This is a genomic window from Candidatus Woesearchaeota archaeon, from assembly GCA_016188115.1.
Taxonomy (GTDB): domain Archaea; phylum Nanobdellota; class Nanobdellia; order Woesearchaeales; family GW2011-AR9; genus JACPIK01.
In genome coordinates this window covers 1,303,717-1,327,762 of record JACPIK010000002.1, presented here as the reverse complement: position 1 = coordinate 1,327,762, position 24,046 = coordinate 1,303,717, and the positions used below count along the sequence as shown (strand labels likewise).

Here is a 24,046-nt window from a genome sequence, read left to right as displayed (position 1 = left end):
AATGGAGATTTTAGAGAGAAATAAGCTTAAATGAGATCGTTGATGTTCTTTTTGTTAAGATAGAATATAGATAGTCTGATTGCAGATATTTTAAAAATACTACTTCAAATTTTTAGGATATGCAAGAGGAATGGCTTGACATTGTTAACGACAACGACGAAGTGATTGGTCGTGATTTAAAGAGCAATAAGACTGTGAAACGATTCTTAAGCCGTAATGTTGTGGTGCATTTACAAACTACAGCAGGGAAATTTGTTTTGGTGCAACGAGCAGCACATAAGAAAATTGAACCATTAAAGTATGATCTTGGAGCATGTGGAAATGTCATGGCGGGAGAGACATACGAACAAGCAGCACAACGAGAATTATTGGAAGAAGTTGGAGTTGAGACTATTCTTACCCTTTTGAATAAACGAAAGACAGTAATCCCCATCGATGAAGGTCTTCCGCTCGAATTTCTCACAGGTATTTTCCATGGAGTCCATGATGGCCCTTTTACTTTCAATGAAGAATCTGCAGGAGTGAAAATGATGACTTTGGAGGAAATTGAAAAAACCATACAAGAACAGCCAGGGATTCTTTGTAAGCCATTTATTGAAGACTTTGAATTGACTAAAACCCAACTTAAAGAATTACAGAAGCGATTTAAGTTAGATTGTTGATAAATAAGCAGAATTGTTAAAAATTAATTAAGAAGATATCTTTTCATATCTTCAAGTTCTTCTTCACTTACTGCGCAGCCATTTGATTTTATAGTCCAAAGCAACGCATCAAGTAACACCGAATTAGGATTACGCAGATCAGGTTTGTAGTCTTTAAATGAACCTAATTTGTAGGCAACACAAACTAACTCAATAGAACGAAAGATAGAGATGTCTTTGAGGGAAGTTGAGAATTCTTGGATATTTGCTTCATTGGTGGTGATTGGTTTCTTAAATCGTGAGGAGAATAGTCCTTGCAAACCTTTACTATCTTCAATAAACCAACGTAATGCCCTCTCATCAACAATGACTGCGTCAGCATTTATTTTAAGAGCACACGCCACGGATTCTATTTCTCCTTCTTGTAACACATCAAGGGATTTACCTTCAGCGTAAAAAGAAGTGTTCGCAAGAGTAATGAGTTTTCGTACTGTGGGTTTAGGTACATCTTCGTATAATTCTAACACTCCGTCGCGAAGTAATTTGAGGACTTGGAGTGCTTCAAATTTGTAGCGATTCATGGTAAGGGGGCGATCGATGAGTTCTAATTTGACCGCCGGTGTGATATAGAAACGACCATTATATTGTTTTTTAATTTCAGGGAGAATAAAACTCATCCGTGAGGTAATTAATGAGATAATTGGTCCTGTGTCAAAAAAAATAACTTTTTCTTTCATGGGTATTACCTACATTATCCTAATTGTACTTGTTTTCTTTAAAGATTGGTTACAGGTTGAAGAGTTTAAACGCATTCTTAAGTCGTTTTTCAACCGGAATGGTGACATGAATTCCTAATGCAGTGGTTTTTGCTGCGTATTCTTGAAGATCCCAGTTAGAAAGACCCATCAATCCTGCGGCTTGCCCAATGGAGAGACCGTGTTCAAGCAATGCAGTACCTTTTTTGATACGGGCGGCAGCTAACACATCTTGAAGATGTTCACGAACCTCACCATGAACACTTTGAACTAAAGTGAACGCTTTTTTCATGGGCAAGTTATATTTTGGAAGATCACGTTTTGCTAAAGCATTACGAGCTTTTTCTAATTCGATGATGAGATTAGTTATTATTTCTTGAGAATTTATTGAGGGAATAAGCTTGTAGAGTGAATAGGTAAGAACAGTAATAGAGATAATATCTAAATTTTTGTATAAAGCAACATTTTCAATACCTTTATCACTTAGTGCTTTGAGCACTTCAATGTTAACATTTGGCCAAGTACGTAGAAATACAATAAGTTGATCAAGATTAGTGAGTGCTTCTTTACGGACAACCTCTTTCATGGATTAGGGAGATTTTTAGAGATTATTAAGGTTTCCAAAACAGACAATATTGGGTGAAGATTTTTAAAGGAAACAGGGTTGGATAAAATTATGGGCCTGTTGTATAACGGCTATTATACACCGCTGGCAGCGGTGTGACGCGAGTTCGACTGATTGGCTTTGTATGAAGCTAGCTCGAAAGTCTCGCCAGGTCCATGTTTTTTCTTAGAGAAGTAGATTAGTAAAAACAATACCCACTAACACAACATCAAACAAAATTTCTACTAATGGTTCCTGCAAATAGAGATGAAAGAGTTTGATTTTGAGCTTCTTGGCGCTTTCAAAATGAGGAAGATCGAGAAGTAAGTGAGAGTAATACCCTAATGCCAACGCAGCTGCAACCATAAGATTGATTCGGGATAATACCAATAAGAAGAGACTAATCCACAACGCGCCAAGAGAATAATGAATGAAACTACGTTGTTCGAATCTGTGCAGTTTGATGGAATTATTCCAAGTCGCTTTGAGAGAGAAGCGATTGGTTTTGGCATAGACAATATGTTCAATATAATGATCGAGATCAACGAGTGCGCCAATGATTCCTGCCAGTAACGCAAGAGGAAGTGTGAAATGGTCCGTTTTGGTAAGAATTAACCCTATTACGAAAGGAAAGAGGAAATGTGACCAAGGATACATGAATAAAGTGAAGAAAAGGGAATATTTATGTATTGCGAAATCCCTTATGAAATTATGATTCGTATTGTTGCTGTAGGAAAAACCCGTCAGTCATTTGTCAAAGAAGGTATAGCAGAATTTGTTGGACGGTTAGAAAAATATACTAAGATCGAATATAAAGAAGTAGAGAAGGTAGGCGTATTGCAAGGGTATGTCATCGCGTTGGATGAACATGGTACGCAATATACTTCACCTGACTTCTCTAAAAAAATCCAACGGTTAACGATGAATCACAAAGACCTTACGTTTGTGATAGGTCCTGCCGAAGGCATCCCTAAAGATGTTTTGAGCCAATGTCAAGATAAGGTTTCTCTTTCTTTGATGACATTTCCCACTCAACTTGTTCGACTCATCTTTGTGGAACAGTTATATCGAGCATTCACTATTATGAACAATGAACCGTACCATAAAGACTAAAAAAAGTTGATTTATCTATAACATTCTTCGAGAGCCACGGTGAATCTACTCAATTATATTTTTCTTAATTGTGACTCTCCCTAAAGAGTATAGATAAATCTCTAGGAATACTTTTAGAAAGGCGATGGAGTATATATAACTATGGAATAAAGAGTATATAGTTTGGCCATTTTGGCAGGACAAAAAGCTTTTAAGAGTGGAAAGAAGCATCTTTCTTTATGGCATATGCAGTAACACATATTCTGGTTCCGTTGATTGTTCTCTCGATTCTTCAACATTATTTTTTTGGTGTCAAAAAGTTTCCTAGCTGGGTTGTGTTAATAGGAGGGTTGGCAGGTCTTGCACCTGACGCTGATATTGTCTTGAGTTGGATTGTAGAAGGGATAACTGGCTCACAGGTGGATTTTCATGGTAGTTTTAGTCACAGCTTTATCTGGCCGTTAGTTTTTGCAGTGTTAGGTTTAGTATTTTACTATTTGAAAAAGCAGCGGTGGATGCAGGTTGCGTGTGTCGTGTCGTTTGGGTGGCTTTCACATATTCTCATTGATATTTTCTTTAAACCAGCAGAACTCAAAGCGTGGGCATGGCCATTTGGTATGCACGTTGTTACAACCGGAGGATGGGATTTATACCCTCATGCTCCTGACATCGACGCAATTCTACTTGTATTGTGGCTGTTGCATGAACAGTTTAAACATAAGATCAGAGAATGGTTTTAGAAAATTTTAGGGAAGAAATATTCCGTTAACAAAACTAAATCTGCTCACGTAAGGTCCTTTTTCTGGAGAGCCAACAACTTGTGGAAAAGGATTTGCTTTAAGATGATCTTGAAGATAGCTGGTACTTAACAGAATTGATTGAGGGATACCTGCTCCGACAATTCCTACTTGTTCTGCAAGATTATGCGCATCAGATCCTGCAAGACGGATTAGTGGAATGTTAGGATCACGTTTTCCATGACAATGACTCATTTGTAATTTTGCTGCGCGTTCATTTGCTTCATGCATATTATCAATGAGCAATGGAACGTAGAGTCTTACATTATGGGCATTGTGAACTTCAACAGCGTCAACCAATGTGCAGATGCGATCAATTTCGTCCTCTTCTGCTTGCGAATTTGGTAGTCTGAACGCAACGATAGAATCTTGTTGAATGGAATAGGGATGAGCAAACGTAATAAACGCACCATGTGAATGAAGATCACGAATAGTTTCATCAACAGTAGTATATTTCTTTGAATCGAAATATTCTCCTTGCCAGCCCCAGACGACGAGATGATGTTGACCGTTTGGACCAACTTCAATTTCCTGTGAACGTAAAAAATAGCCTTCGCCTAGACGTGCAAGTTGATCAGATTCAATTTCTTGAAAGTCTGAAATATCTTTAAACTTTGCAACAGCTTCTTCATAGCTGAATGTTGCATCTTCTACTCCTTTTCGTACGGTTAATGCAACAAGTCCCGGAGCTCGTAGCATCTGCTCAAGATCTGATTCAGGTTGATTTTGAGCAGGATGCGCATGAAGATCTGCAATGATGTAACGTTCGCCAATTGTTTTGGACTGAGCACGTTGCATAGGTTGATCGTTAAGATAGTTATATGCACTAACTAGTCCTAATCCAACCATACCTAAAGCAATTTTACGCTTATTCATAAGAGAGAAGAACGAGGATTATTTTATAAATTTATTACTTAAAAGTTAATAACAGATGTTTAAAGAGTATTAATGAGTTTAAGGTTATAATTTTCTCGCTTCGTATCCCAAAGATAGTTTTTCTCCTATTCTGGTAAAAGTCCAAGGTGCTTCATCATTCGCTAAAATTTCTTCGATGCAAAAAATGGCGTAAAAATTTCCGCCAACACTTACTTCATAAGATCTTTTTGCACGTAGAGAATCTACGTTATTTTGTTTATCACTATCACAACGCGGATCTTGAGTGACATGAAACGAAAGATCTAGAGTTGGAAGAGAACGATCGGCTGCAAGAATGGCATCATAGCGTCGAGAACGATTTACTGAAGTTACTGCTACGAGATCATAAAGCCCCATGAGTGTTCCAGCTAGTCCTGCAGCTGCAAGAAGATTGATTTTGGTTTTGTTCATAGTAAAGGGGAATGGGGCCGCGAAGATTCGAACTCCGGTCTTACCCACCCCAAGGGCAAATCCTACCAAGCTAGACTACGGCCCCATAAATCTAGCAGGGATTTTTTAGAGAATTTATTGATAAATGTTTTCGTTTTTCTTAATACAAACTAATGACTCATTGAACTGACGATTCGCGATCATATACTTCGCCACAACACAGCTCAGCAAGACTGTATAAGCGATGTTCCTGTTTGCATTTGTCGCAGATAAAGATTGCAGATCCATTTGGTAATCTTATTTTTGAAACACCCATAGTAGTAACCTCTTTAATGGAAAAATACGGTGAAAGAATGTTTTGTTCATGATAAACTTTGCTATAAACACAGACATCCCAAAATAAGATAATCAATGATCCTCAATATTCTTTTCAGGTTTTGGACAAAATTTGTTTGGAGATATAAAATTATGACAGCACTTCTGCTTTCTTCCAAATCTCTTCGAAATATGAACTCAACGCTTTTGATAATGCCGGACTTTGAATGTAAATACTTACGCGATCATTTCGCTCTCGAGGGTTCACTAAAGTTTCGATAGATTCTTGCTCGTCTTTAATGACAAAACGTAATTCATCGATCGGAAAATAACGAATCTCTATTCCTGCTCTTATATCTTCCTTAAGTTGCTTTAAGTCTTGAGGCTTCTTTGAAATCAAGAACCTTACTCTAACCCCTCTCTTAAGAGCCTCATTTACAACTCGAATATGGGCAAATGGTCTTACTTCGTAGGTAAAAATTTCTTTCACCTCCTTCTTTGCTGTTTCATACATATCCAACACTATAGGAAAAATAGACTTCTTGCCAGCACCAATCTTTATCTTCTCCCTCATTTCTTCTTTTAGTGGTCGAATGCTACGCAGTTTCTCAAGTTCATGAATGGATGATTCTTTGACGTCTTGTAAGTAGTCAACTTGTGATCTCACTAAGTTTTGAATAGCGGTTTTAGGATTGACGGCAGTGTATTCTTTTGGTTTACATTTAGTAACAATAACCAGACCTTTCTCTTCTAATTTAACAAGCGATTCGTAGGTTTTACCATGAGGAACCTTACTGATTTTATGAATCTTTGAACCCATCAAAGTACCCTCACTAAGGAGTGTTTTGTAGATGTCAATTTCGTATTGAGTTAACCCTAATTCTTTTAATCTCTCCATTACTCCTTCTTTCAGGAGTAACTAATATTTAAAAGTACCTCTTTCGCAACGATTGAGTAACGAATCGGAGGGAAACATGAACCAATCAATTCAAACAAGAGACGTAAAAATGAGACTAAGAACTTTAGAGCAACGCTTACCACATCAATTTGTACACCTATACCATTTTGCTGGATTTCTTGCAGATTTACTTCCGGATACGATGAACGTTAATGAGTACCTTACAACCTATCATCATACAGACCAAGCAACAATTGAGGGGAATTACGTGAGTAATGTGGGAACAATACCCTCTGATTTACAGACCGGATTAAGATCTTATAGAGAAGTATATGGAAACCGATTTGAGTTTATGCCGCACCTCTTTGAATTAACTAAAGCTACATGTCCCGCAGATTTTGCAAACCAAGTAAGAGAAGAATACCGAAGACTGAATCAATTTTAAAAAATTCAATACTCTTCCCACGCTTTGACATCCAGTCCATGCGTCTTATAATACGCAAGAGCTAGAACCATCTGTCGCGCGATTTTAATATCTGTAATCAAGGGAATGTTGAGATCAGTAGCAAGTCGTCGCACCTGATACCCATTCGTTATCTCTTTTTGTTGATTGTTCTTAGGGATATTAATAATGAGATCAATTTTCTTTTGTTCAAGGTAGGTGAGAAGGTTGGGCTGCGTTTCTTGTGTAGGCCAATGGAGTAGAGTTACAGGAAGATCATTCTCTTGAAGAAATGTTGCTGTACCAATACTCGCATACAGTTCGTAGCCCATTATTACTAGCATTTTTGCACTTTCAAGAAATTCGGCTTTACTCTCAATAGGACCGGTAGAAAGAAAAACGGAAGATTTAGGAATACGAAATCCAACACTCATAAATGCTTTGAGAAATGCATCACTTAATTCAGGACCAATACAACCAGTCTCTCCTGTTGATGCCATTTCTACTCCCAGAACGGGATCTGCGCCTTTAAGTCTTGAAAAACTAAATTGCGCTGCTTTAACACCAACATAATCGAGATCGAAAAGTGATTTTTCGAGTGTGTCCACGGGATATCCTAAAATTACTTTTGTAGCATACTCAATTAAATTTTGTTTGAACACTTTAGAACAGAATGGAAAACTACGCGATGCTCGAACATTACATTCTATTACTTTGACGTGGTTGCGATGCGCTAAAAATTGAATGTTTAATGGACCCGTGATGTTTAATTCTTGCGCAATCGTTTTCATAATTTTTTTGATACGGCGAATCGTTTCAACATAGAGTCGTTGGGCAGGAAGAACCAGTGTGGCATCCCCAGAATGAACACCCGCATTTTCAATGTGTTCACTAATGGCATAAATTACTACGCTTCCATTTTGAGCAACTGCATCTACTTCAATCTCTTTTGCATTTTCAATGAATTTACTCATCACCACGGGATGATCTGGACTTAGTTGGGTAGCAAAGGTGAGATATTTTTCTAAAGAGGCATCATCCCAGACTACTTTCATGGCAGCACCACTTAATACATAACTAGGACGAATCAATACTGGGTATTTAACGCTACGAGCAAAATCTATTGCTTGAGTAATTGTGGTTAACTCTTTCCACGCAGGTTGATCAATACCTAATTTATCAAGAAGAGATGAAAATTTGTGACGATCTTCAGCTCGATCTATATTAACAGGAGCAGTTCCGAGAATTTGACAATTAGCTTGATATAATGGGAGAGCAAGGTTATTAGGAATTTGTCCGCCCATACTAATAATAATCCCATCAGGATGTTCGAATTCGTAAATGTCAAGTACGCGTTCAAAATTTAATTCTTCAAAATATAACTTGTCACAGACATCGTAATCCGTGCTCACCGTTTCTGGATTACAATTTATCATGATGGTAGTATGCCCCAATGTTCGCGCAGTATTAACAGCATTGACGCAACACCAATCAAATTCAACACTACTGCCAATACGATAAGAACCACCCCCAAGCACGATTATTCCTTTAGAGGAAGCGGTAACATCATTCTCAGAACCATTATAGGTGCAATAAAGGTAGTTTGTTGATGACGGAAATTCGGCAGCAAGAGTATCTATTTGTTTAACAACAGGAAGAATATTATACGATTTACGAAGTGTTCGAACTACCAGTGGTGTTAATCCCAAAATTGTGGCAATTTGTGTATCGGAAAAACCATGACGTTTTGCTTCTAAGAGAATCTCGGAAAAATCGCTATTGAGAGGATATGAAAACGTAAGATTTTTTTTGATCGAAACTATTGAGTGTATTTTTTCTAAAAACCAACAATCAATTTTGGTTAGTTCATGTACACGTTCGATACCCCATCCTTCTTCTAATGCTTGAGCTACAGCAAGGATGCGTTTATCAGTAGGGTTTTCTAGTTCAACGAGAATATTGGAAGTGGAATATGAATTGGCAACGATACCTTCTAATCCTGTTCCTAACATGCGCAGCGCTTTTTGCAGTGCCTCGGGAAAAGAACGACCAATGGCCATAACCTCGCCGACAGATTTCATTTCAGTTCCAATACGGGTATCGACGTTCTCAAACTTTTGCAGATCCCAACGGGGAATTTTAACAACGATATAATCCAACGCAGGTTCAAAACAAGATTGTGTTTTTTGTGTAATACGATTCGTGATTTGTGGGAGAGTGTACCCTATAGCTAATTTTGCTGCAACATAGGCTAGGGGATAGCCGGTCGCTTTTGAGGCAAGCGCAGAACTTCTACTTAAGCGGGCATTAACTTCAATGACACGGTATTGTTGTGAATAGGGATCAAGGGCATATTGAATATTACATTCACCCACGATACCAAGATGACGAATTACTTTTAATGCGACTTCACGCAACAGATGATACTCTGTATTGGTAAGAGTTTGAGAGGGGGCTACAACAATACTTTCTCCCGTATGAATCCCTAACGGATCTAGATTTTCCATATTGCAAACAGTGATGCAATTGTTTGCATTGTCACGAACTACTTCATATTCGATTTCTTTCCAGCCACCAAGCCATTCTTCTATGAGCACTTGAGGACTTTGGGCAAATGAATTTTGGCAACGAGTTATAAGCTCATCTTCATTACGACAGATACCAGACCCCATGCCTCCTAGTGCGTAGGCTGCGCGCACCATTACAGGATAACCAATGTTTTGGGCTGCAAGAATTGCAGTATCAACGGATGAGACAGCAAGACTACGTGGACTTTTAACACCGATCTCATTGAGTTTCTTTACAAAAAGATCACGGTCTTCTGTTACCATAATTGTTTCAACGGGTGTTCCCAATACTGTAACATGATATTTTTCGAGAATTCCTTTGGTGTAGAGTTCAACCCCGCAGTTGAGTGCTGTTTGACCACCAAATGAGAGGAGCAGTGAGTCGGGTCGTTCTTTCTTGATTACTTCTTCAATGAACTCGATTGTGAGAGGAAGAAAGTACGTTTTGTCTGCCATGCCCTGACTGGTTTGAATGGTAGCAATATTGGGATTGATTAAAATGACTTCAATACCTTCCTCTTTAAGAGCTTTAATTGCTTGAGAACCTGAGTAATCAAATTCGCCTGCTTGTCCAATTTTTAATCCACCTGAACCAAGCAGAAGAACTTTACGAATGGAAGAGTTTCGTTGCGCAGAAGGCATTTTATGAGTTTTATTCATTGAGTTATTCATTTTATTTCTTCACCTTCTGAATCATCTCAATAAATTCGTCAAAGTAGAATTGTGTATCTGTTGGTCCAGGAGCTGCTTCTGGATGAAACTGAACAGCAAAGAAGGGCTTTGTTTTATGGCGTATGCCCTCGTTACTGCCATCATTAGCATTTGTTAAGAATGGTTCCCAGTCGGTAGAGAGTGTGTTTTCATCAACAGCGTAGCCATGATTTTGCGAGGTGATGTAGCAACGATTTGTTGTTGTGTCAAGACAAGGTTGATTCTGACCACGATGTCCGTATTTGAGTTTATACGTTTTGGCTCCCGCGGCGAGGGCCATAATTTGCGACCCCAGACAAATACCAAAAATAGGTTTTGTTTGGGTGAGAGCTTTTTGGAGGTTATGAATCGTTGTGTGACACTGGGTTGGGTCACCCGGACCATTGGAGATGAAGATACCGTCGTAGTTTTCTTGAGTAAAATCATAATCCCATGGAACTCTGATCACGGTGATGTCTCGTTTGAGAAACTCCCGAATAATATTATTTTTAACACCACAATCGATCATCACGATTTTTGTCTGTCCACGTTGATAGAGAATTGGTTTTGTGCAACTTACTTGTGCAACAAGATTATGTTGGTTAGGATCTTGGAATGGAGGAAGACTTGGAGAAACTGAATGTTTTTGGTTCAGGTGCTCTTCTTGTTTAAATGGTGATATTTCTGTAGAAATGAGTATTCGACCAAGCATTACCCCTTTTTCACGTAGTTTTTTGGTAAGAGCTCTGGTGTCGATACCCCCTATTGCAGGAACATTTTGTTCACAAAGCCATTGTCGAAGTGTTTTGGATGCTTGGTAGTGAAACGCGGTATTGGAGTACTCGGCAACAATAAGACCTTGTACCTGAATTTTATTAGATTCAAACGTGAGACTTATTCCGTCTTGGGTTTTATTTTCAGGAACACCATAATTGCCAATGAGAGGGTATGTGCAGACGAGAATTTGACCACAAAATGAAGGATCCGTAAGTGATTCAGGATAGCCCACCATACCGGTAGTAAAGACAACTTCGCCATCTTGAGAGACGGGAGCTCCGAAAGAATAGCCAGAAAATGACGACCCATCTTCAAGAATAAGTTTAGCATTAGGATAGACTTGCATCAAAAAATAAGAGTGGACGATGTGATAATATAAAGGTAGTGTTGTTATGATCTAGGGGCAAAGAGAAGACAAGAGAGATGGCAAGGAAAGAAATGATTGAGCTGGACTAAATAATTTTCACATAATAGCCATTTTTACATTTCTCTTTAAGCCCATTAATCTTATCTTGCAGTTGAGGAAATAAGTCTGTAGTTCTAAATAACTTTTCTTCAATTAAAACCATTGGATTCACAAAACGAACTTTATTGAAAGCATAGTAAGTATAATCTTGAGAAGTTGCAGGAAGAATACGATTTAGATTCATTTTTTCAAGTTGTTCACCAAAAAAATGATCTTGTTTTAATTTTACAATAACTTCTCTATCCGTTAAGAAGATATCTTCTTGGTTGATAACTCCTTTTTGTAATGCCTCTTTGATAAGGTTCCCCATAAATTGAAAAGAACCTGCTTGAATATAGGAACTGTAAAAATTCTCGCAAAGATCAATAGATTTTTCTGCCATGAGCAATGCAGCTTCTTTGTTAGTAAGAACAATTTGATTATGACTTTTTTTAATGTATGAAAAAATCTTGCTCACATCTTCTCTGGAACATAACTCTTTGCATAATGAATCACGGAGGGTATAGTCTACTCGATCTCCGCACAGATCTGGTGAGGGTTGTTCAAGAAGGGGAAAATTATGTTCATCGATAATGTAATTAACATCAAAACCATACTTCTTTAGAATTTGAGGGATCTCTGAAGAGAAAATTACTTTCTTGTGAAATGTTTCGTGAACGGTTTGTCCAACTTGATCATCAAACGCATAATCAATAACGTGAGAGAATGCAGTGTGAGCAATATCATGCAAAAGTCCGGCAATTTGCTCGGCACGAGGGGTACCAAGATGACGCAAAAGAAGATACACACCTACACAATGATCAAAACGAGAAGAAAACCACTTTGGGTTAAGTAAATCGTATGTTCCATACTGGTTTACCCCTTTGAGTCGCTGCATCTGTGGCGTGTTGATAATCTCTATTACGACAGGATCGTCGATTTCTTGCAAGCCGTAGACGTTGTCATCAATGAGAATAGTTTTTTGAGGGTCAGGAGTTGGACGGATATATTGAAAACGCGGACGTTTGATACCATTAATTTCAACTTCTTCCTCAAACATTTCTAAAGGACGTACAAAGTATTGAAATTCACGCTGTTCTGGATAGGCATAGAGTGGTTTGTAGAGAACGAGGATCTCTCTTGTTTCAGAATGGAGTGCGGTGCCAAGTACTTGGTAATAGCGACCTTTGTAATGTTGGTAGATCCCTGATTTGATCGGATGGGAAAGAGAAGGATTGAACAGAGGGAGATTAGACATTGGTTTATTTTACATTTGCTTCTATAAAAAGATTCTTAAAATAGAGATGAAGTTGAGAGGATATTAACTTTGATAAGTAATTGATAAATCATGGCAACTCCTCTCTGCGCTTACTTTGGTTCCTGCGGTGGCTGTACAACGCAACATATTGAGTATGAAAAACAGCTTGAGAATAAGAGACTAACCATAGCTAAAGCTCTTAAAATTGATGATGTCATCATCCAGACTTTTTCTGATGAACCATACAACTATCGCAATCGCATGGATTTTATTTTTCATCCAAATGGTGTTGGATTTCGCGAACGAGGGAGTTTTCATAAGATCGTTGATGTGGAGAAATGTGTCATTAGCGACCCTGTAATTAATGCCCTGCTTGTAGAGGTGCGTGACTTCTTTCGTGGTGTTGATACGTTTGATTTGAAACGAAAATCTGGATTAATGAGATATGCGTTGATACGAGCTACCAAATTAGGTGATAGTGCCATTTCATTTGTACTTAATGATGATGCCAAAGAAAAAGAATCCATGGTTGAGAAGATTCGTGTTTTTGCAGAACAATCACACGCAAAGAATGTGTTGATCAGTTTTCTTGAAGCTGCGAGAGATGACAGTACCTCAGATCAATTTATGGCAGTGAAAGGGGAAGAATATCTTGAAGAGGAGTTATGCGGTAAACGATTTCGTTTTTTAACACAAGGTTTCTTTCAAAATAATACTGCCATGGCACAAAAAATGCAAGAATATGTGCGTAGCTTATTACAACAATATCCAACTAAAGAGACATATTCAGTGTTATTAGATTTGTATGGCGGCGTTGGCACATTTGGTATTATTAATGCTGATTTGTTCAAGAACGTAACTATTATTGAAAGCGTTGCGCCGGCAATCCAGTATGCTAACCATAATATTATTCATAACCAAGTTAAGAATGCTAAAGCGATGGTGCTTGACGCTAAGAGTCTGATGAGGGTCAAATTGGATAAACCATTGTATGTCATCACTGATCCCCCTCGCACGGGCATGCATCCCAAGACGATTGAACAATTAAATTTTCTTGGACCAGAAGTAATGATTTATATTTCTTGTAATTTAGAACAGCTAGCTCGTGAGTTGCCCAAGTTTAAAGCCTATGAAGTGAAGAGTGTAGCGTTGTTTGATTTATTTCCGCAGACAAATCATTGTGAGACAGTGGTGGAGTTGGTGAGGAAGAAGAGTTAAAAAGAAAAATTAATCAACAATCTCACCCGTAATACTTCGTAACATATATCCGGTCACTTTCACTTTGACGCGTTCTTTGAGTGGATAACGACCTTGCACGCCAATTACTAATGGATAGGTACCATACTGACGACAAAATGTGGTCTTGCCATCATACATCTCGGTAAAGACGTCTGTAAGAATCGTGCCTTTGGGTAAAATTCTCTCAAGCATGACATTATCAACTTTTTGCCGAATCTCATCTCGCCATTTCCAATAATATTGCTTATTCTTGCGAAAGAACTTCTGCCCGCCATGTGATTCAAGATATGTATTAGGTAACACGGCAACTTGACGCACATTGATACGCCGTAGCATCCAGCCTTTGTCAAGAATTTGCTGGAATGCTTCCATATTCTTTTTGTGTGATTCTTTGGTTTCGCCTAAGAGACCAAAGATGATATTAATTCCTGGAAGAAATTTTGGCAGTCCATTTGCTCCGCGTTCTGCCCCATATTTGTTGACAATTTCAATCGCTTTCATGGCAATGACTGGCATGGTGTTGAGAAGGTTAGATTTAACAACGATAGGATCAAAACTCTCTACACCAAACGCGGCGATATTTCCAGGAGAGCAGTATTCAACAATGGCTTTGGTGATTTCTTCGCCACCAGGTTTGACCACAGAGTTAGGATTAACATTATCAATATGCAATACTTCAATATCAGGACAGAGCCGACGAATTTCTTTGAGCATCCAAATTGGATCTTCTGATGCATAGAAGTCTGCTTGTTTTCCTAGACGAAAGTAGCGTGCCCCAAGATCATAGTAAGCTTTGACTTCTTTCACGACGTTTTCTTTTTTCCGATTAACAAAACGATTTTTGAGTGGTTCTGTACAAAAGCTACATTTGCCAACATTACAGCCACGACCAGTTTCAATTTCGATTACTCTTCTGTCAGGAATCTCTTTGATGATATCAACACCATCAAGCACGAAGTGTTCAAGTTCATCAAAGGAAGTGTCGCTATTGACAACTTCATCGAACAAAGAAAGGTCTTCTTTTTCAAATGCTTTGCCACCTTCTAACTGCGTTCCAAACACAGCAGGACCGGTGAGAATTTTTGTGATCTTGAGATCTTTGATTAGTGGGATGACTTCATGTAATGTGCCAGGAAGGGCAGTGAGATATTTGCCGGGAACATGAACGCCTAGGACGACCACGAGGACATCTGTTTTTTCCAGAGTATCTTTGGTGTTGTTGGTTGTAGTATTGTAGGTAAGAATACTGGTTTTTTCTTTCTCTGTTGGAACTCGTTTTACTCCGTGAAATGCTTTGTAGAGACGCAGATCATCAATGGTGATGTATGAAACGGTGTGTCCTTCTTTTCGATATTTACCATAAATGTAACGAGGATAGGTTCCTAAATAGGGAGGTACACCTAATCCAGATGCTTCATCGGTGTAGCAGTCAAGGATGGTATAATGCATGTAGAAGGAATTTGTAGGGTTACTTTATAGATTTTAGGGAGAAAAATGGAGTTTATAATGTAATGTTTCTCAGTTGAACCTTTTGGTAGATGTTATGACCAATTCACCAAAGAAATAAATAGTTACTTTTTAGTGACAAAATATTTATAAAATGGGTAGTTTTGGAGGGAAAGATGGAATTAACACTTGATACGCCAGTACGGGAAGCAATTGATGTTGAACGGCTGTATAAAGCACAGGGACTAGACTTAGATAATGATACCAGAGAACCTTGGTGGAAGAGACCATTAGATATTGGAACAGTAACATTAGGAGATTATCTTCATCAACAACGAACAATATTTCGTGATGAAACCTACCTACAAGATGTTTCTTCTTCTCAGATGGTGCAAGGTCTTTTAGAGATGGGAATTCTACCATTGCAAGCATATCTGGCGAATGAGAACACTAATGTCCCTGACACTCAACTTCTTTCTCTTCTTTATGCAATAAATAGACTTAATTTTCCGCAAGAGTCTATTGCATCTTCAAAAGGGGATTTCTATCGTGATCCAACTTTAAAACATACGAGACTAATAACGCACGAATCTTGCGCTGGTCACGTATCTTACACAACTTCGGATAATGGAGAATTGATTATTTCGCCCGATTTTGGTCATTTTGGATTATTTGTCGCATCTCGACCGTCTCTTCCGTCTCATGAAGTGCTAGAAAGATATTTTGCGCATTCTCATGATGTTGAAAAATCTAGAGGAGAATTAACTCGTTTTAACCAATCTGCAAATCTTGATAGACGTTTGAATACAGCTCGTTTTCTGCTTGAATGCTCAAACGCCGGATTAGATATAAGACCTATTCGAGCAAATTATGTGGATGTAGTTCCATTTACTCTTCCACCGGGAGCAGAACCTGCAAGAGGTCATGCGCCTGCACCAAAAATTGTTTGTCAATCGAGAGATAGGGTAGGAATCTATCTTGATGCGATCCGGGATTACTGGTCTCGAGTCATTACCGCAACAAATGCAACTGCCCAAAAATTAGGACGAGAAGATATCCATGTGGATCCTGCCCTCATCGAGATTATTGTTGGTTTTGAGACGATAGCTCATAAAGGCATCCAAATACCAATAAATCGAGGACATGGACATTCTGAAGATGGCGAAGAACATCGTAATAACCATGGAGATGATCCTTCTGGTAAACATAAGAAAGAGGGTCCCGGACATTATTAATTTTTTTTGAAAATTTCTTGATTTGAAAATATCACTTGCTTGGCGTAACCTTTAAAAATACACGCCGGTTCGACTCTCTGTTTGGCCCCGTAGCTTAGCCTGGTGGAGCGCACGATCCGAAAGGATGCGAAACTGATATTATTCAAAGTAATTGCTTTGAGTAGACTAGGTAAACTAGACATCGTGAGGAGCAAAAACTCCCGATATAGGTCACGTGTTCAAATCACGTCGGGGCCATCTTTTTTAGTATTTTAAAATCAATATCAAATCCTAAATCTCTTATAATTTTGTTGAGAATTTTATGGAGCTCTGCACTTTCTTTAACAGGAAGACTGACCATATAAAGATCATGCCAACCATACTTTTTCCGGTTGTGAATGTATAATGATGGGCTAAAACCTAATTCTTCTAAAATTCTAATCATGTCTTCCGCTAAACTTCTGGAGATTACATTAAAATGAAACCTATATTTTAAATGCCCATCACTTAGAATTAAGCCTAGTAAACAGCCATCTAAAAAGCCCCTACTAAATTTAATCTTCTTCAAACAGATGGAAGCGGTTTTATTTTTTTCAAAATATACATACTCATTTACAAAATGATAGATATATTTAGATGAAAATTTGATATAAGCACGATTAGTATCTTTTTCTTCAATCAGAACTGTTTTTTTGTTGAAAAGATTGGTAATCGCTGTTTGAATAAAATGATTAAGATTTTTCTCGATTTTATTACAACAAATTTTGATTCTATATCCTCCTTGGCTGTAATATTGAGTTCCGTCACCCATCCAAAGACCAATGTAAAAACCAATTAATCGTGAATCTTTTGTTTTTAATCCACTCACGATATCTTTCTTGTTTATAATTGAGGATTTTTGAAGATATTTCTTGATAGTATTTGGTGACCGATTGCATATTTTCCCTACAGTTCTAAGAGATTTGTAGACGGTATAAAGATGATTTAATCTTTTAATTTCTTGAGAATTAATTTTCAACATTAATAAAAAGCGAGACTAATTTTATTTTTATACTTAACTAGGACTTGACCAGTGTAGGAGTGGTGATTTATCAGCGATATAAGTAATGAAACTCTAACATAGGTCTTTTCTACATAATCTTTTGTGTGTATAAATCTTTAAATACGAGTTCTTTCAAAAAATAATTAGTATTTAGGGTTGGGGGTGTATTATTATGATTATAGCTAAAAGTATCGTTATTACAAGTATTATTATGGCATTACTTCTGATAGTAGGCTGTGTTGAGACAGCTCCATCTGTGCCTGCAAACAATAACACAGGTGAGGGAGAGCAACAAGCTGAAGAAACTGTTCCTACAAATGAGGTAGATCTTCCAGAGATGACTAATGATGGCAATAAAGAAGAAACTGCCCCTATCCAAACAATTCGTGTTAAAGAGAATGAATTGGTTAAACTTAAACCAACTGTTACAGATCCTGATGGTGACCCAGTTACATGGAGTTTTAGCGCCCCTTTGAGTGAAAAAGGAGAATGGCGGACTACATATGGCGATGCTGGCGAGTATACTGTTACATTAAGTGCGACTGATAGTAAACTCGTAACTACTCAACAACTCACGTTAATCGTAGAACGTGTAAATGTTGCTCCGAAAATTGCAGGAGTGCGGGATATGATTGTTCGAGAAGGCGAATTAGTGCGTTTTGATCCGAAAATTACTGATGCAAATGATGATGCAATTACTCTTACTATTAGCGAACCATTAAAGAGTGGCACATTTGCAACTGATCACACCAGTGCAGGAGAATACTCTGTTACTGTAGTTGCAAGTGATGGAGAACTAGAAAGTCAAAGTTCATTTAAACTCACAGTCCTTGACCTAAATGTAAAACCTGAAATCAAGAACATCCAGGACTTAACCGTTGCTGAAGGGGAGACTGTCACACTTCGACCACAAGTGACTGATCTCGACGAGGATGATGTGCAAATCACCATCAGCGAACCTGTAGGCAACGATGGGGAATGGAAGACCGACTATACCAACCACGGAGAGTACTTTGTAACTATCACCGCTGACGATGGGAAAGATAAAGTAACCAGAAAAGTTCGCATTGTTGTCGGCGATGTTAACAAAGCTCCTGAGATTGTTGATGTCTCACTAGAAAGAAAATAATTTTTCTTTCTTTTTTTTCTCACTCTACACCATGAAGGCGACCACCTCTAGAATTGTTGTACTTAGTTCTTTTTTGATGTTACTATTTGTCACTCTTAGTGTTGCTGCTTCTCTGCCTAGGACATTCTATGCCAATGAGACAGATTTTGTAAAAATAGTCCCACAAGCAGTGGATAAAGATAGTGACGACATTAATTTTACATTCACTTTACCTCTTGATCAGAATGGGGAATGGCAAACAACATATGGAGATGCGGGAAAATATCAGATTAATATTACTGCGTCAGATGGGAAAGATCAATCACTTGAAGAAATTTTATTGGTAATTGGAAAAAAGAATCAAGCGCCAGTTCTAAAAGAGAATAAAATTGTAGGAAAAGAAACACAAACAATTAATGTACGTTCTCTTGTGGAAGATCCTGATGGTGATCCTCTCGAGTTTACATTTGAAAAACCGTTTAATAGGAACGGGGAATGGGAAACAAATTTTGGTGATCGTGGCCTGCATGTGGCTAAATTTAATGTATCTGATGGAGAATTTAACATTCAAGTACGAGTAGAAGTTGAAGTTCTTGCCACAAATAGTCCGCCAGTAATTACAAAAATATTTTCTGATGAAGAAACCATTGATCTTAAAGAAGGGGAAAAATTCAATTTTTTTGTAGATATAACTGATGATGAAAAAGATGACCAGATACGTTATGAGTGGTCTTTTGATGGAAAAATTATTTCTCAATCTGCTGCAGGATCGTATGACATAGATTTTGCCAACGAAGGAGAGCATACGTTTGGACTGATTATTAAAGATGGAATTAACACTGTTGAACGGAAGTGGAGATTACAAATAGTTAATGTAAATCGAAAACCAGTCGTTTCTCATATTCCCATCGTGGCGTACGAAGCGGAAACAGTCTTGTTAGATCTTCCTGCTAAAGATCAAGATGGAGATGTCTTGGAATATTCTTACCAAGAGCCTTTTGTTGGGGGAGAATGGAAAACTAATTATGATGATGCAGGAGAGTATGATATTAAAGTAACTGCAAGAGATGCGCAAGACAAAACAGAGATAGTTGTTCACGTAACAATACTTAATGTTGATCGCGCTCCAAGATTAGAGCTTCCAGAACGTGTTGAAGTAAGAGAAGCAGAGCATCTAGAATGGGTTATTGGAGCCTATGATGAAGACGGAGATAATTTAGTATTAAATGTAGAAGGTCTTCCTGAAGGTGCTATTTTAAATCAACTTACCAAGACTGTCACGTGGAATCCAGATTATAATGCTCTTACTCGACGTGAAGGTGTTTGGAGTGATTTTCTTAACAAAATTGGCCTTGAACATACATTTATGCAAGAAAAAACGTTACCGTTACTTGTACGAGTATGTGGTCGTGAACTGTGTGATGAAGCAACAGTAAGTTTACATGTTTTTAATGTAAATAGACCACCAGTAATGACTCCTCTCATGAATTTGACATTTGAAGAAACAAGCCAAGTGGTTATTTTACCAGAAGCGTATGATGCTGATGGAGATATTGTGCGTTATACTTTTAGTCAACCCCTTGATTCTGATGGAACTTGGGATACTTCATTTAATGATGAAGGCACGTATCCTGTACAAGTTATTGCCAGTGATGGAGAACTTGAAGTTGCGCAAGAATTTTCATTTAGAGTTCTTAAAAAGAACCGCGCGCCTGAGTTTGAGATTAATGATGATGAGATTACAGTGAATGAAAACCAAGAATTTTTCTTTCCGGTTGATGTTACAGACCAAGATGGAGATCAAGTTACTGTGACTTTGCACAATCTCCCTGCTGGAGCGATCTTTAATGATCAAGGATTTAGTTGGAATGCACCTTATACAACTGTTACTAATAAGACAGAAACTTTTTGGAATAATCTTGTAAGTAATAGTGCTTTTTTCAATAAACGGTTTAACACGGAAAAAGAAGTAGTATGGTTAGAATTAAGCGCGAATGACGGAGAGGTTGAAGTAGTTCATCCTGTGAAGCTTACGGTAAAGAATGTTAATCAAAAACCAATATTTAACACTACATATCCTCAGCGTAATATTCTTGTGCGTCTCAATGAACCCATATTATTTTATGGAGTTGCTAGTGATCTAGATAAAGACATATTAGAATATACATGGCATTTTAGCTATCATGAACCTCAAATTCGCGGAGCACAGAGTATTGAACGTGTTTTTACAACCCCAGGTATTAAAGAAGTTGTTCTCAAAGTGAATGATGGGCGAGATACTTCTGAATATAGGTGGGTTGTTGAAGTCATGAATGAAGAGTATATTGCACCCGTGGAAACCGTGGTTGTTCCACAAGATCCATTCTCAGTACGAGTGTATGTGATTGAACATTAAGAGATGGTGTCTTCACGTAATTTATTTTATTTCCATTTTCTTCTTAGTAGTTGTACAACATTAGGAATTGGTCCTTACACCCATAAAACAAATGATGGGTTTCGTCAAGGCGCTAAAGTCTACGCTGGAGATGATACTACACCCACCCCTGCGTATCTTTGCGAAGCACAGAAAACAGGAGGTACACTTTGTCGACCAATCAGCAACCCGGAGCTTGTAGATCACACTCATTTAGATGGACTAGAGTTGGTAGTAGGAGGATATTTTTTAAGAGAAAGACAACGAACGCTTGAAGATGACATACAAATTAGAACACCTGCAGGAAATGTTAATTTTGATAGAATTAAAGTGCAAGAAGGACCAGAAATACGTATTCAAACAATGTTATTGTTTAATTTAACTCGTTATCGGATACAAGGTGCAAGTCTTTCTGCAGTGACGGGTTTTGGATATCAGGGAGATTTTACTTTTTTTACAAACCAAAGCGATTTCACACTTAAAGAAAATGGTTATGAATTGCGTACAAGTGGGATTGATATTTTTCAAGTAGATGTTTTGCGCAATGGAGGAGTGATACCATTAGGATTTAAAATGCAAATTGGTCCTGTTCGTTTTATGCCTATTTTAGAGATGTATATTAATAATGAAGGAATATATCAACAAACATCAATCAATTTGCTATTTGGAAATGGGAAATAAGGGGGGATCATATGGCTACATTTGAATCAATATTACGTGATGTTCTTCCGGTGTATACTGTTGCGCTTGCTGCGAATGATATCACCGCACGTGACCAATTAATGAGTGAAGCATTTCAAGCAAAAAATTCTAGACATAGTGAATATGGCAGTAAATATTTTTTGGTTGGTCCTGGACTTTGTTCAAGGTTGGGGAGAAAGAGTTCTTGGGTGGCTGATGCAACAACGTATGTAGATCGATTAGGTACAGCAGCTTTCCCTTCCCAAGACAACGGACTAGTAGAATTAGGTATGGCGTACAATGAAAGTCAGGTTCGTAAGATTTTTGTTTCATTTTATCCTGGAATCACTCTACCTCCTCGGGGAACAAAAACACAAGAAGCGTACACTCTCGAAGACGAGGGAAGATCTTTATTGATACAATTTGAATCAGGAGAGGGAAGTTATCATTTAGATCGTGAAAAAGGTCAACAACGTAGAGCTGATTTTGTGGCAATGAAGATGTCTTTAAGAGAACCCACTATGGTTCATAAGATTAGTTTTGAACCAGCAATTTTAGAAAATGGCGTATTAACACATTTTTTTGCAGATATTGGGTATGATGGTTTAGATCGATTGGTTAAGTAAAGCAAAGGTTAGTAAAAATTCTTCTTTGGTGTTTATTGTTGGTAACTGTTAAGATTATAGAGGATATTTTTTAAACCACCCACTATTTAAATTCCCATGGACCAAACTCTCGAGCTTGCTTTAGATACTATCAGAATAGGCAAGCAAGCTATCGTGTTTGTGGCGAATCGAGCTAGTGCAGAAAAAACAGCAGAGGACGTGGCAAAATTAACTGCGTTTGTATATCCAGATCTTGAAGATGCTGTTCTTCATGCGTTGCCGACACCGACAAAACAGTGTCGACGTCTTTCACATTGTGTTCGGAAGGGAGTAGCATTTCATCATGCGGGGTTAACTTCATCACAAAAAGAATTAATTGAAGAAGAATTTCGTAAAGGAACAATCAAAATTATTTGCGCTACTCCTACTCTTGCCGCAGGTCTTTCTCTTCCGGTATTTCGAGTTATTATCAAAAGTTTAAAACGATTTTCTGGTCAATGGGGAATGGATTGGATTGCGGTGTTAGAATATATGCAAATGGCAGGACGGGCAGGACGACCAGAATATGAGTCATATGGTGAAGCAATTAGTATTGCCAAAGATGAACGTGAACAGCTAGAGATTTATGAAAAATATATTTGTGGTGAACCGGAAAACATCTATTCAAAGCTGGCAGTAGAGCCGGTGCTACGCACACATTTACTTTCGTTGATTAGTACAGGGATTATTTATGATACGGTTAGTATGCACGGGTTTTTTAGCAAGACTTTTTGGGCGTATCAATTCGAGGACACGCAAAAATTGTATCTGATTTTGGATAAAATGTTAGGATTACTTCGTGAATGGAGATTTGTAGAAAAAGAAGCGACGCAAGAAAATGACACCACACTTCAGGAAACAAAAATAGAATCAATGGGTTTTAGATCTGCGAGTGCGTTAATTGAAGCAAGAAAGAAAAATGAAAATGAGAAACTTGTTGCAACATCTTTGGGACAAAGAGTAGCTCAGCTTTATCTTGATCCGCTTAGCGCATATCAATTATTGGAGGGATGCGCAAAGTATACACCGGCTTCATCAACATTTGGACTGCTTCATTTGATTTGCACAACATTAGAGATGCGACCACTATTAAACTTGAAAGTAAAAGATCAACAGAAAGTACAAGAAGAGATGTGGAAACGATCGGAAAGTTTTCTTGTTAAAGAGCCAGATCAATTTGATCTAGACTATGAGGAATTTTTAAGTTCGGTTAAAACAGCGTTATTTTTAGATTCATGGATTGATGAAAAAGATGAGGAATATCTGTTAGAAAAATTTGATATTCGACCTGGAGAAATACGTGTTAAGATAGAGAGTTGCGTATGGCTGCTTAATGCGATACGTGAATTATGCCATATTACCAATCTGGAACATGTGATCAAACCACTCCATGTTTTAGGTATACGTGTCGATGAAGGGGTTCGTGAAGAGTTGTTAACATTGCTCCAACTTCGAGGAGTTGGTCGGGTGCGAGCACGGCGTTTATATCATAATGGCGTGAAAGATATTGGTGATGTCAAAAAAGTTGATATTACTACCTTAAGTCAGATTTTGGGTAAAGCTCTGGCTGTGGATGTCAAAAAGCAAGTAGGAGAAACGATAGAAGTCGTTGCTCCCACTAAACGTAAAGGACAGATGAGTTTGGGGAAGTATTAAGCGAATACTTTAAGCAC

Annotated in this window: 23 protein-coding genes and 2 tRNA genes; 12 read left to right on the top strand and 13 right to left on the bottom strand. The window is 38.0% G+C overall.

The features are described from left to right. Positions 1-119: 119 nt before the first annotated feature. Positions 120-662, top strand: coding sequence for an NUDIX domain-containing protein (locus HYV86_07120; protein ID MBI2573608.1), 543 nt, complete (start codon positions 120-122; stop codon positions 660-662). Positions 663-685: 23 nt separating this feature from the next. On the opposite strand, the gene HYV86_07115 is transcribed toward HYV86_07120, so the two are convergent. The 3 genes from HYV86_07115 to HYV86_07105 form a co-directional block, all read right to left on the bottom strand. Further along, the gene (locus HYV86_07115; GenBank protein ID MBI2573607.1) at positions 686-1,378 is read right to left on the bottom strand and encodes a hypothetical protein; all 693 of its coding nucleotides are present in this window, start codon (positions 1,376-1,378) and stop codon (positions 686-688) included. A gap of 49 nt (positions 1,379-1,427) precedes the next feature. Next, positions 1,428-1,982: a hypothetical protein gene (locus HYV86_07110; protein ID MBI2573606.1), complete on the bottom strand. Its 555-nt coding sequence runs from the start codon at positions 1,980-1,982 to the stop codon at positions 1,428-1,430. A gap of 204 nt (positions 1,983-2,186) precedes the next feature. Further along, positions 2,187-2,657: a metal-dependent hydrolase gene (locus HYV86_07105; GenBank protein MBI2573605.1), complete on the bottom strand. Its 471-nt coding sequence runs from the start codon at positions 2,655-2,657 to the stop codon at positions 2,187-2,189. 27 nt (positions 2,658-2,684) lie between these two features. Between HYV86_07105 and HYV86_07100 the strand changes: the two genes are divergently transcribed. Next, a complete protein-coding gene (locus tag HYV86_07100; protein MBI2573604.1) occupies positions 2,685-3,113 on the top strand; it encodes a 23S rRNA (pseudouridine(1915)-N(3))-methyltransferase RlmH in 429 nt (142 codons plus the stop codon). 218 nt (positions 3,114-3,331) lie between these two features. Continuing rightward, entirely contained in the window at positions 3,332-3,832 is a 501-nt protein-coding gene (locus tag HYV86_07095; protein ID MBI2573603.1) for a metal-dependent hydrolase, read from the top strand. Between the two features lie 6 nt (positions 3,833-3,838). Here HYV86_07095 and HYV86_07090 read toward each other — a convergent pair whose 3' ends face one another. The 5 genes from HYV86_07090 to HYV86_07070 form a co-directional block, all read right to left on the bottom strand. Continuing rightward, complete coding sequence (locus tag HYV86_07090; GenBank protein MBI2573602.1) at positions 3,839-4,765, bottom strand: hypothetical protein; 927 nt, start codon at positions 4,763-4,765, stop codon at positions 3,839-3,841. A gap of 84 nt (positions 4,766-4,849) precedes the next feature. Beyond that, the gene (locus tag HYV86_07085; protein ID MBI2573601.1) at positions 4,850-5,215 is read right to left on the bottom strand and encodes a hypothetical protein; all 366 of its coding nucleotides are present in this window, start codon (positions 5,213-5,215) and stop codon (positions 4,850-4,852) included. 12 nt (positions 5,216-5,227) lie between these two features. Further along, positions 5,228-5,300: transfer RNA gene (locus tag HYV86_07080), tRNA-Pro, on the bottom strand. A gap of 72 nt (positions 5,301-5,372) precedes the next feature. Beyond that, a complete protein-coding gene (locus HYV86_07075; protein ID MBI2573600.1) occupies positions 5,373-5,510 on the bottom strand; it encodes a hypothetical protein in 138 nt (45 codons plus the stop codon). Between the two features lie 150 nt (positions 5,511-5,660). Further along, entirely contained in the window at positions 5,661-6,407 is a 747-nt protein-coding gene (locus HYV86_07070; protein ID MBI2573599.1) for a TrmB family transcriptional regulator, read from the bottom strand. A 76-nt stretch (positions 6,408-6,483) separates the two neighbouring features. Between HYV86_07070 and HYV86_07065 the strand changes: the two genes are divergently transcribed. After that, on the top strand, positions 6,484-6,852 hold the full coding sequence (locus tag HYV86_07065; GenBank protein MBI2573598.1) for a hypothetical protein: 369 nt from the start codon (positions 6,484-6,486) through the stop codon (positions 6,850-6,852). A gap of 5 nt (positions 6,853-6,857) precedes the next feature. Here HYV86_07065 and carB read toward each other — a convergent pair whose 3' ends face one another. The 3 genes from carB to HYV86_07050 form a co-directional block, all read right to left on the bottom strand. Then, positions 6,858-10,058, bottom strand: coding sequence for a carbamoyl-phosphate synthase (glutamine-hydrolyzing) large subunit (carB, locus tag HYV86_07060; GenBank protein MBI2573597.1), 3,201 nt, complete (start codon positions 10,056-10,058; stop codon positions 6,858-6,860). 31 nt (positions 10,059-10,089) lie between these two features. Continuing rightward, entirely contained in the window at positions 10,090-11,229 is a 1,140-nt protein-coding gene (gene carA, locus HYV86_07055; GenBank protein MBI2573596.1) for a glutamine-hydrolyzing carbamoyl-phosphate synthase small subunit, read from the bottom strand. 106 nt (positions 11,230-11,335) lie between these two features. Then, the gene (locus HYV86_07050) at positions 11,336-12,586 is read right to left on the bottom strand and encodes a DUF1653 domain-containing protein (GenBank protein MBI2573595.1); all 1,251 of its coding nucleotides are present in this window, start codon (positions 12,584-12,586) and stop codon (positions 11,336-11,338) included. 90 nt (positions 12,587-12,676) lie between these two features. On the opposite strand from HYV86_07050, the gene rlmD reads away from it, so the two are divergent. Then, positions 12,677-13,804 carry a 23S rRNA (uracil(1939)-C(5))-methyltransferase RlmD gene (gene rlmD, locus HYV86_07045; GenBank protein ID MBI2573594.1) on the top strand — a complete coding sequence of 376 codons (1,128 nt, stop codon included), beginning with the start codon at positions 12,677-12,679 and terminating at the stop codon, positions 13,802-13,804. A gap of 9 nt (positions 13,805-13,813) precedes the next feature. Here rlmD and HYV86_07040 read toward each other — a convergent pair whose 3' ends face one another. Continuing rightward, a complete protein-coding gene (locus HYV86_07040) occupies positions 13,814-15,274 on the bottom strand; it encodes a radical SAM protein (protein MBI2573593.1) in 1,461 nt (486 codons plus the stop codon). A gap of 173 nt (positions 15,275-15,447) precedes the next feature. Between HYV86_07040 and HYV86_07035 the strand changes: the two genes are divergently transcribed. Then, positions 15,448-16,506, top strand: coding sequence for a hypothetical protein (locus HYV86_07035; protein ID MBI2573592.1), 1,059 nt, complete (start codon positions 15,448-15,450; stop codon positions 16,504-16,506). 83 nt (positions 16,507-16,589) lie between these two features. After that, a tRNA-Ile gene (locus HYV86_07030) sits at positions 16,590-16,743 on the top strand. Here HYV86_07030 and HYV86_07025 read toward each other — a convergent pair. Further along, positions 16,730-17,353 carry an LAGLIDADG family homing endonuclease gene (locus tag HYV86_07025; GenBank protein MBI2573591.1) on the bottom strand — a complete coding sequence of 208 codons (624 nt, stop codon included), beginning with the start codon at positions 17,351-17,353 and terminating at the stop codon, positions 16,730-16,732. The genes HYV86_07030 and HYV86_07025 overlap by 14 nt on opposite strands. A 346-nt stretch (positions 17,354-17,699) precedes the next feature. On the opposite strand from HYV86_07025, the gene HYV86_07020 reads away from it, so the two are divergent. The 5 genes from HYV86_07020 to HYV86_07000 all read left to right on the top strand — a co-directional run bounded on the left by HYV86_07020 (position 17,700) and on the right by HYV86_07000 (position 24,029). Beyond that, complete coding sequence (locus HYV86_07020; protein MBI2573590.1) at positions 17,700-18,656, top strand: PKD domain-containing protein; 957 nt, start codon at positions 17,700-17,702, stop codon at positions 18,654-18,656. 76 nt (positions 18,657-18,732) lie between these two features. Further along, positions 18,733-21,030: a hypothetical protein gene (locus HYV86_07015; GenBank protein MBI2573589.1), complete on the top strand. Its 2,298-nt coding sequence runs from the start codon at positions 18,733-18,735 to the stop codon at positions 21,028-21,030. 3 nt (positions 21,031-21,033) lie between these two features. Further along, entirely contained in the window at positions 21,034-21,729 is a 696-nt protein-coding gene (locus tag HYV86_07010) for a hypothetical protein (protein ID MBI2573588.1), read from the top strand. Positions 21,730-21,740: 11 nt separating this feature from the next. Further along, complete coding sequence (locus tag HYV86_07005) at positions 21,741-22,355, top strand: hypothetical protein (GenBank protein MBI2573587.1); 615 nt, start codon at positions 21,741-21,743, stop codon at positions 22,353-22,355. 96 nt (positions 22,356-22,451) lie between these two features. Continuing rightward, the gene (locus tag HYV86_07000) at positions 22,452-24,029 is read left to right on the top strand and encodes a hypothetical protein (GenBank protein ID MBI2573586.1); all 1,578 of its coding nucleotides are present in this window, start codon (positions 22,452-22,454) and stop codon (positions 24,027-24,029) included. The last annotated feature ends 17 nt before the right edge of the window (positions 24,030-24,046 follow it).

Excerpts from the sequence above, each read along its gene's own strand:
- HYV86_07005 (MBI2573587.1), top strand. The coding sequence starts at position 21,741 with ATGGCTACATTTGAATCAATATTACGTGATGTTCTTCCGGTGTATACT.
- HYV86_07035 (MBI2573592.1), top strand. The coding sequence starts at position 15,448 with ATGGAATTAACACTTGATACGCCAGTACGGGAAGCAATTGATGTTGAA.
- HYV86_07095 (MBI2573603.1), top strand. The coding sequence starts at position 3,332 with ATGGCATATGCAGTAACACATATTCTGGTTCCGTTGATTGTTCTCTCG.
- HYV86_07040 (MBI2573593.1), bottom strand. The coding sequence starts at position 15,274 with ATGCATTATACCATCCTTGACTGCTACACCGATGAAGCATCTGGATTA.
- HYV86_07015 (MBI2573589.1), top strand. The coding sequence starts at position 18,733 with ATGTTACTATTTGTCACTCTTAGTGTTGCTGCTTCTCTGCCTAGGACA.
- HYV86_07010 (MBI2573588.1), top strand. The coding sequence starts at position 21,034 with ATGGTGTCTTCACGTAATTTATTTTATTTCCATTTTCTTCTTAGTAGT.
- HYV86_07075 (MBI2573600.1), bottom strand. The coding sequence starts at position 5,510 with ATGGGTGTTTCAAAAATAAGATTACCAAATGGATCTGCAATCTTTATC.
- rlmD (MBI2573594.1), top strand. The coding sequence starts at position 12,677 with ATGGCAACTCCTCTCTGCGCTTACTTTGGTTCCTGCGGTGGCTGTACA.
- HYV86_07085 (MBI2573601.1), bottom strand. The coding sequence starts at position 5,215 with ATGAACAAAACCAAAATCAATCTTCTTGCAGCTGCAGGACTAGCTGGA.
- carA (MBI2573596.1), bottom strand. The coding sequence starts at position 11,229 with ATGCAAGTCTATCCTAATGCTAAACTTATTCTTGAAGATGGGTCGTCA.
- HYV86_07115 (MBI2573607.1), bottom strand. The coding sequence starts at position 1,378 with ATGAAAGAAAAAGTTATTTTTTTTGACACAGGACCAATTATCTCATTA.
- HYV86_07120 (MBI2573608.1), top strand. The coding sequence starts at position 120 with ATGCAAGAGGAATGGCTTGACATTGTTAACGACAACGACGAAGTGATT.
- HYV86_07000 (MBI2573586.1), top strand. The coding sequence starts at position 22,452 with ATGGACCAAACTCTCGAGCTTGCTTTAGATACTATCAGAATAGGCAAG.
- carB (MBI2573597.1), bottom strand. The coding sequence starts at position 10,058 with ATGCCTTCTGCGCAACGAAACTCTTCCATTCGTAAAGTTCTTCTGCTT.
- HYV86_07090 (MBI2573602.1), bottom strand. The coding sequence starts at position 4,765 with ATGAATAAGCGTAAAATTGCTTTAGGTATGGTTGGATTAGGACTAGTT.
- HYV86_07105 (MBI2573605.1), bottom strand. The coding sequence starts at position 2,657 with ATGTATCCTTGGTCACATTTCCTCTTTCCTTTCGTAATAGGGTTAATT.
- HYV86_07110 (MBI2573606.1), bottom strand. The coding sequence starts at position 1,982 with ATGAAAGAGGTTGTCCGTAAAGAAGCACTCACTAATCTTGATCAACTT.
- HYV86_07100 (MBI2573604.1), top strand. The coding sequence starts at position 2,685 with ATGTATTGCGAAATCCCTTATGAAATTATGATTCGTATTGTTGCTGTA.
- HYV86_07050 (MBI2573595.1), bottom strand. The coding sequence starts at position 12,586 with ATGTCTAATCTCCCTCTGTTCAATCCTTCTCTTTCCCATCCGATCAAA.
- HYV86_07070 (MBI2573599.1), bottom strand. The coding sequence starts at position 6,407 with ATGGAGAGATTAAAAGAATTAGGGTTAACTCAATACGAAATTGACATC.
- HYV86_07020 (MBI2573590.1), top strand. The coding sequence starts at position 17,700 with ATGATTATAGCTAAAAGTATCGTTATTACAAGTATTATTATGGCATTA.
- HYV86_07065 (MBI2573598.1), top strand. The coding sequence starts at position 6,484 with ATGAACCAATCAATTCAAACAAGAGACGTAAAAATGAGACTAAGAACT.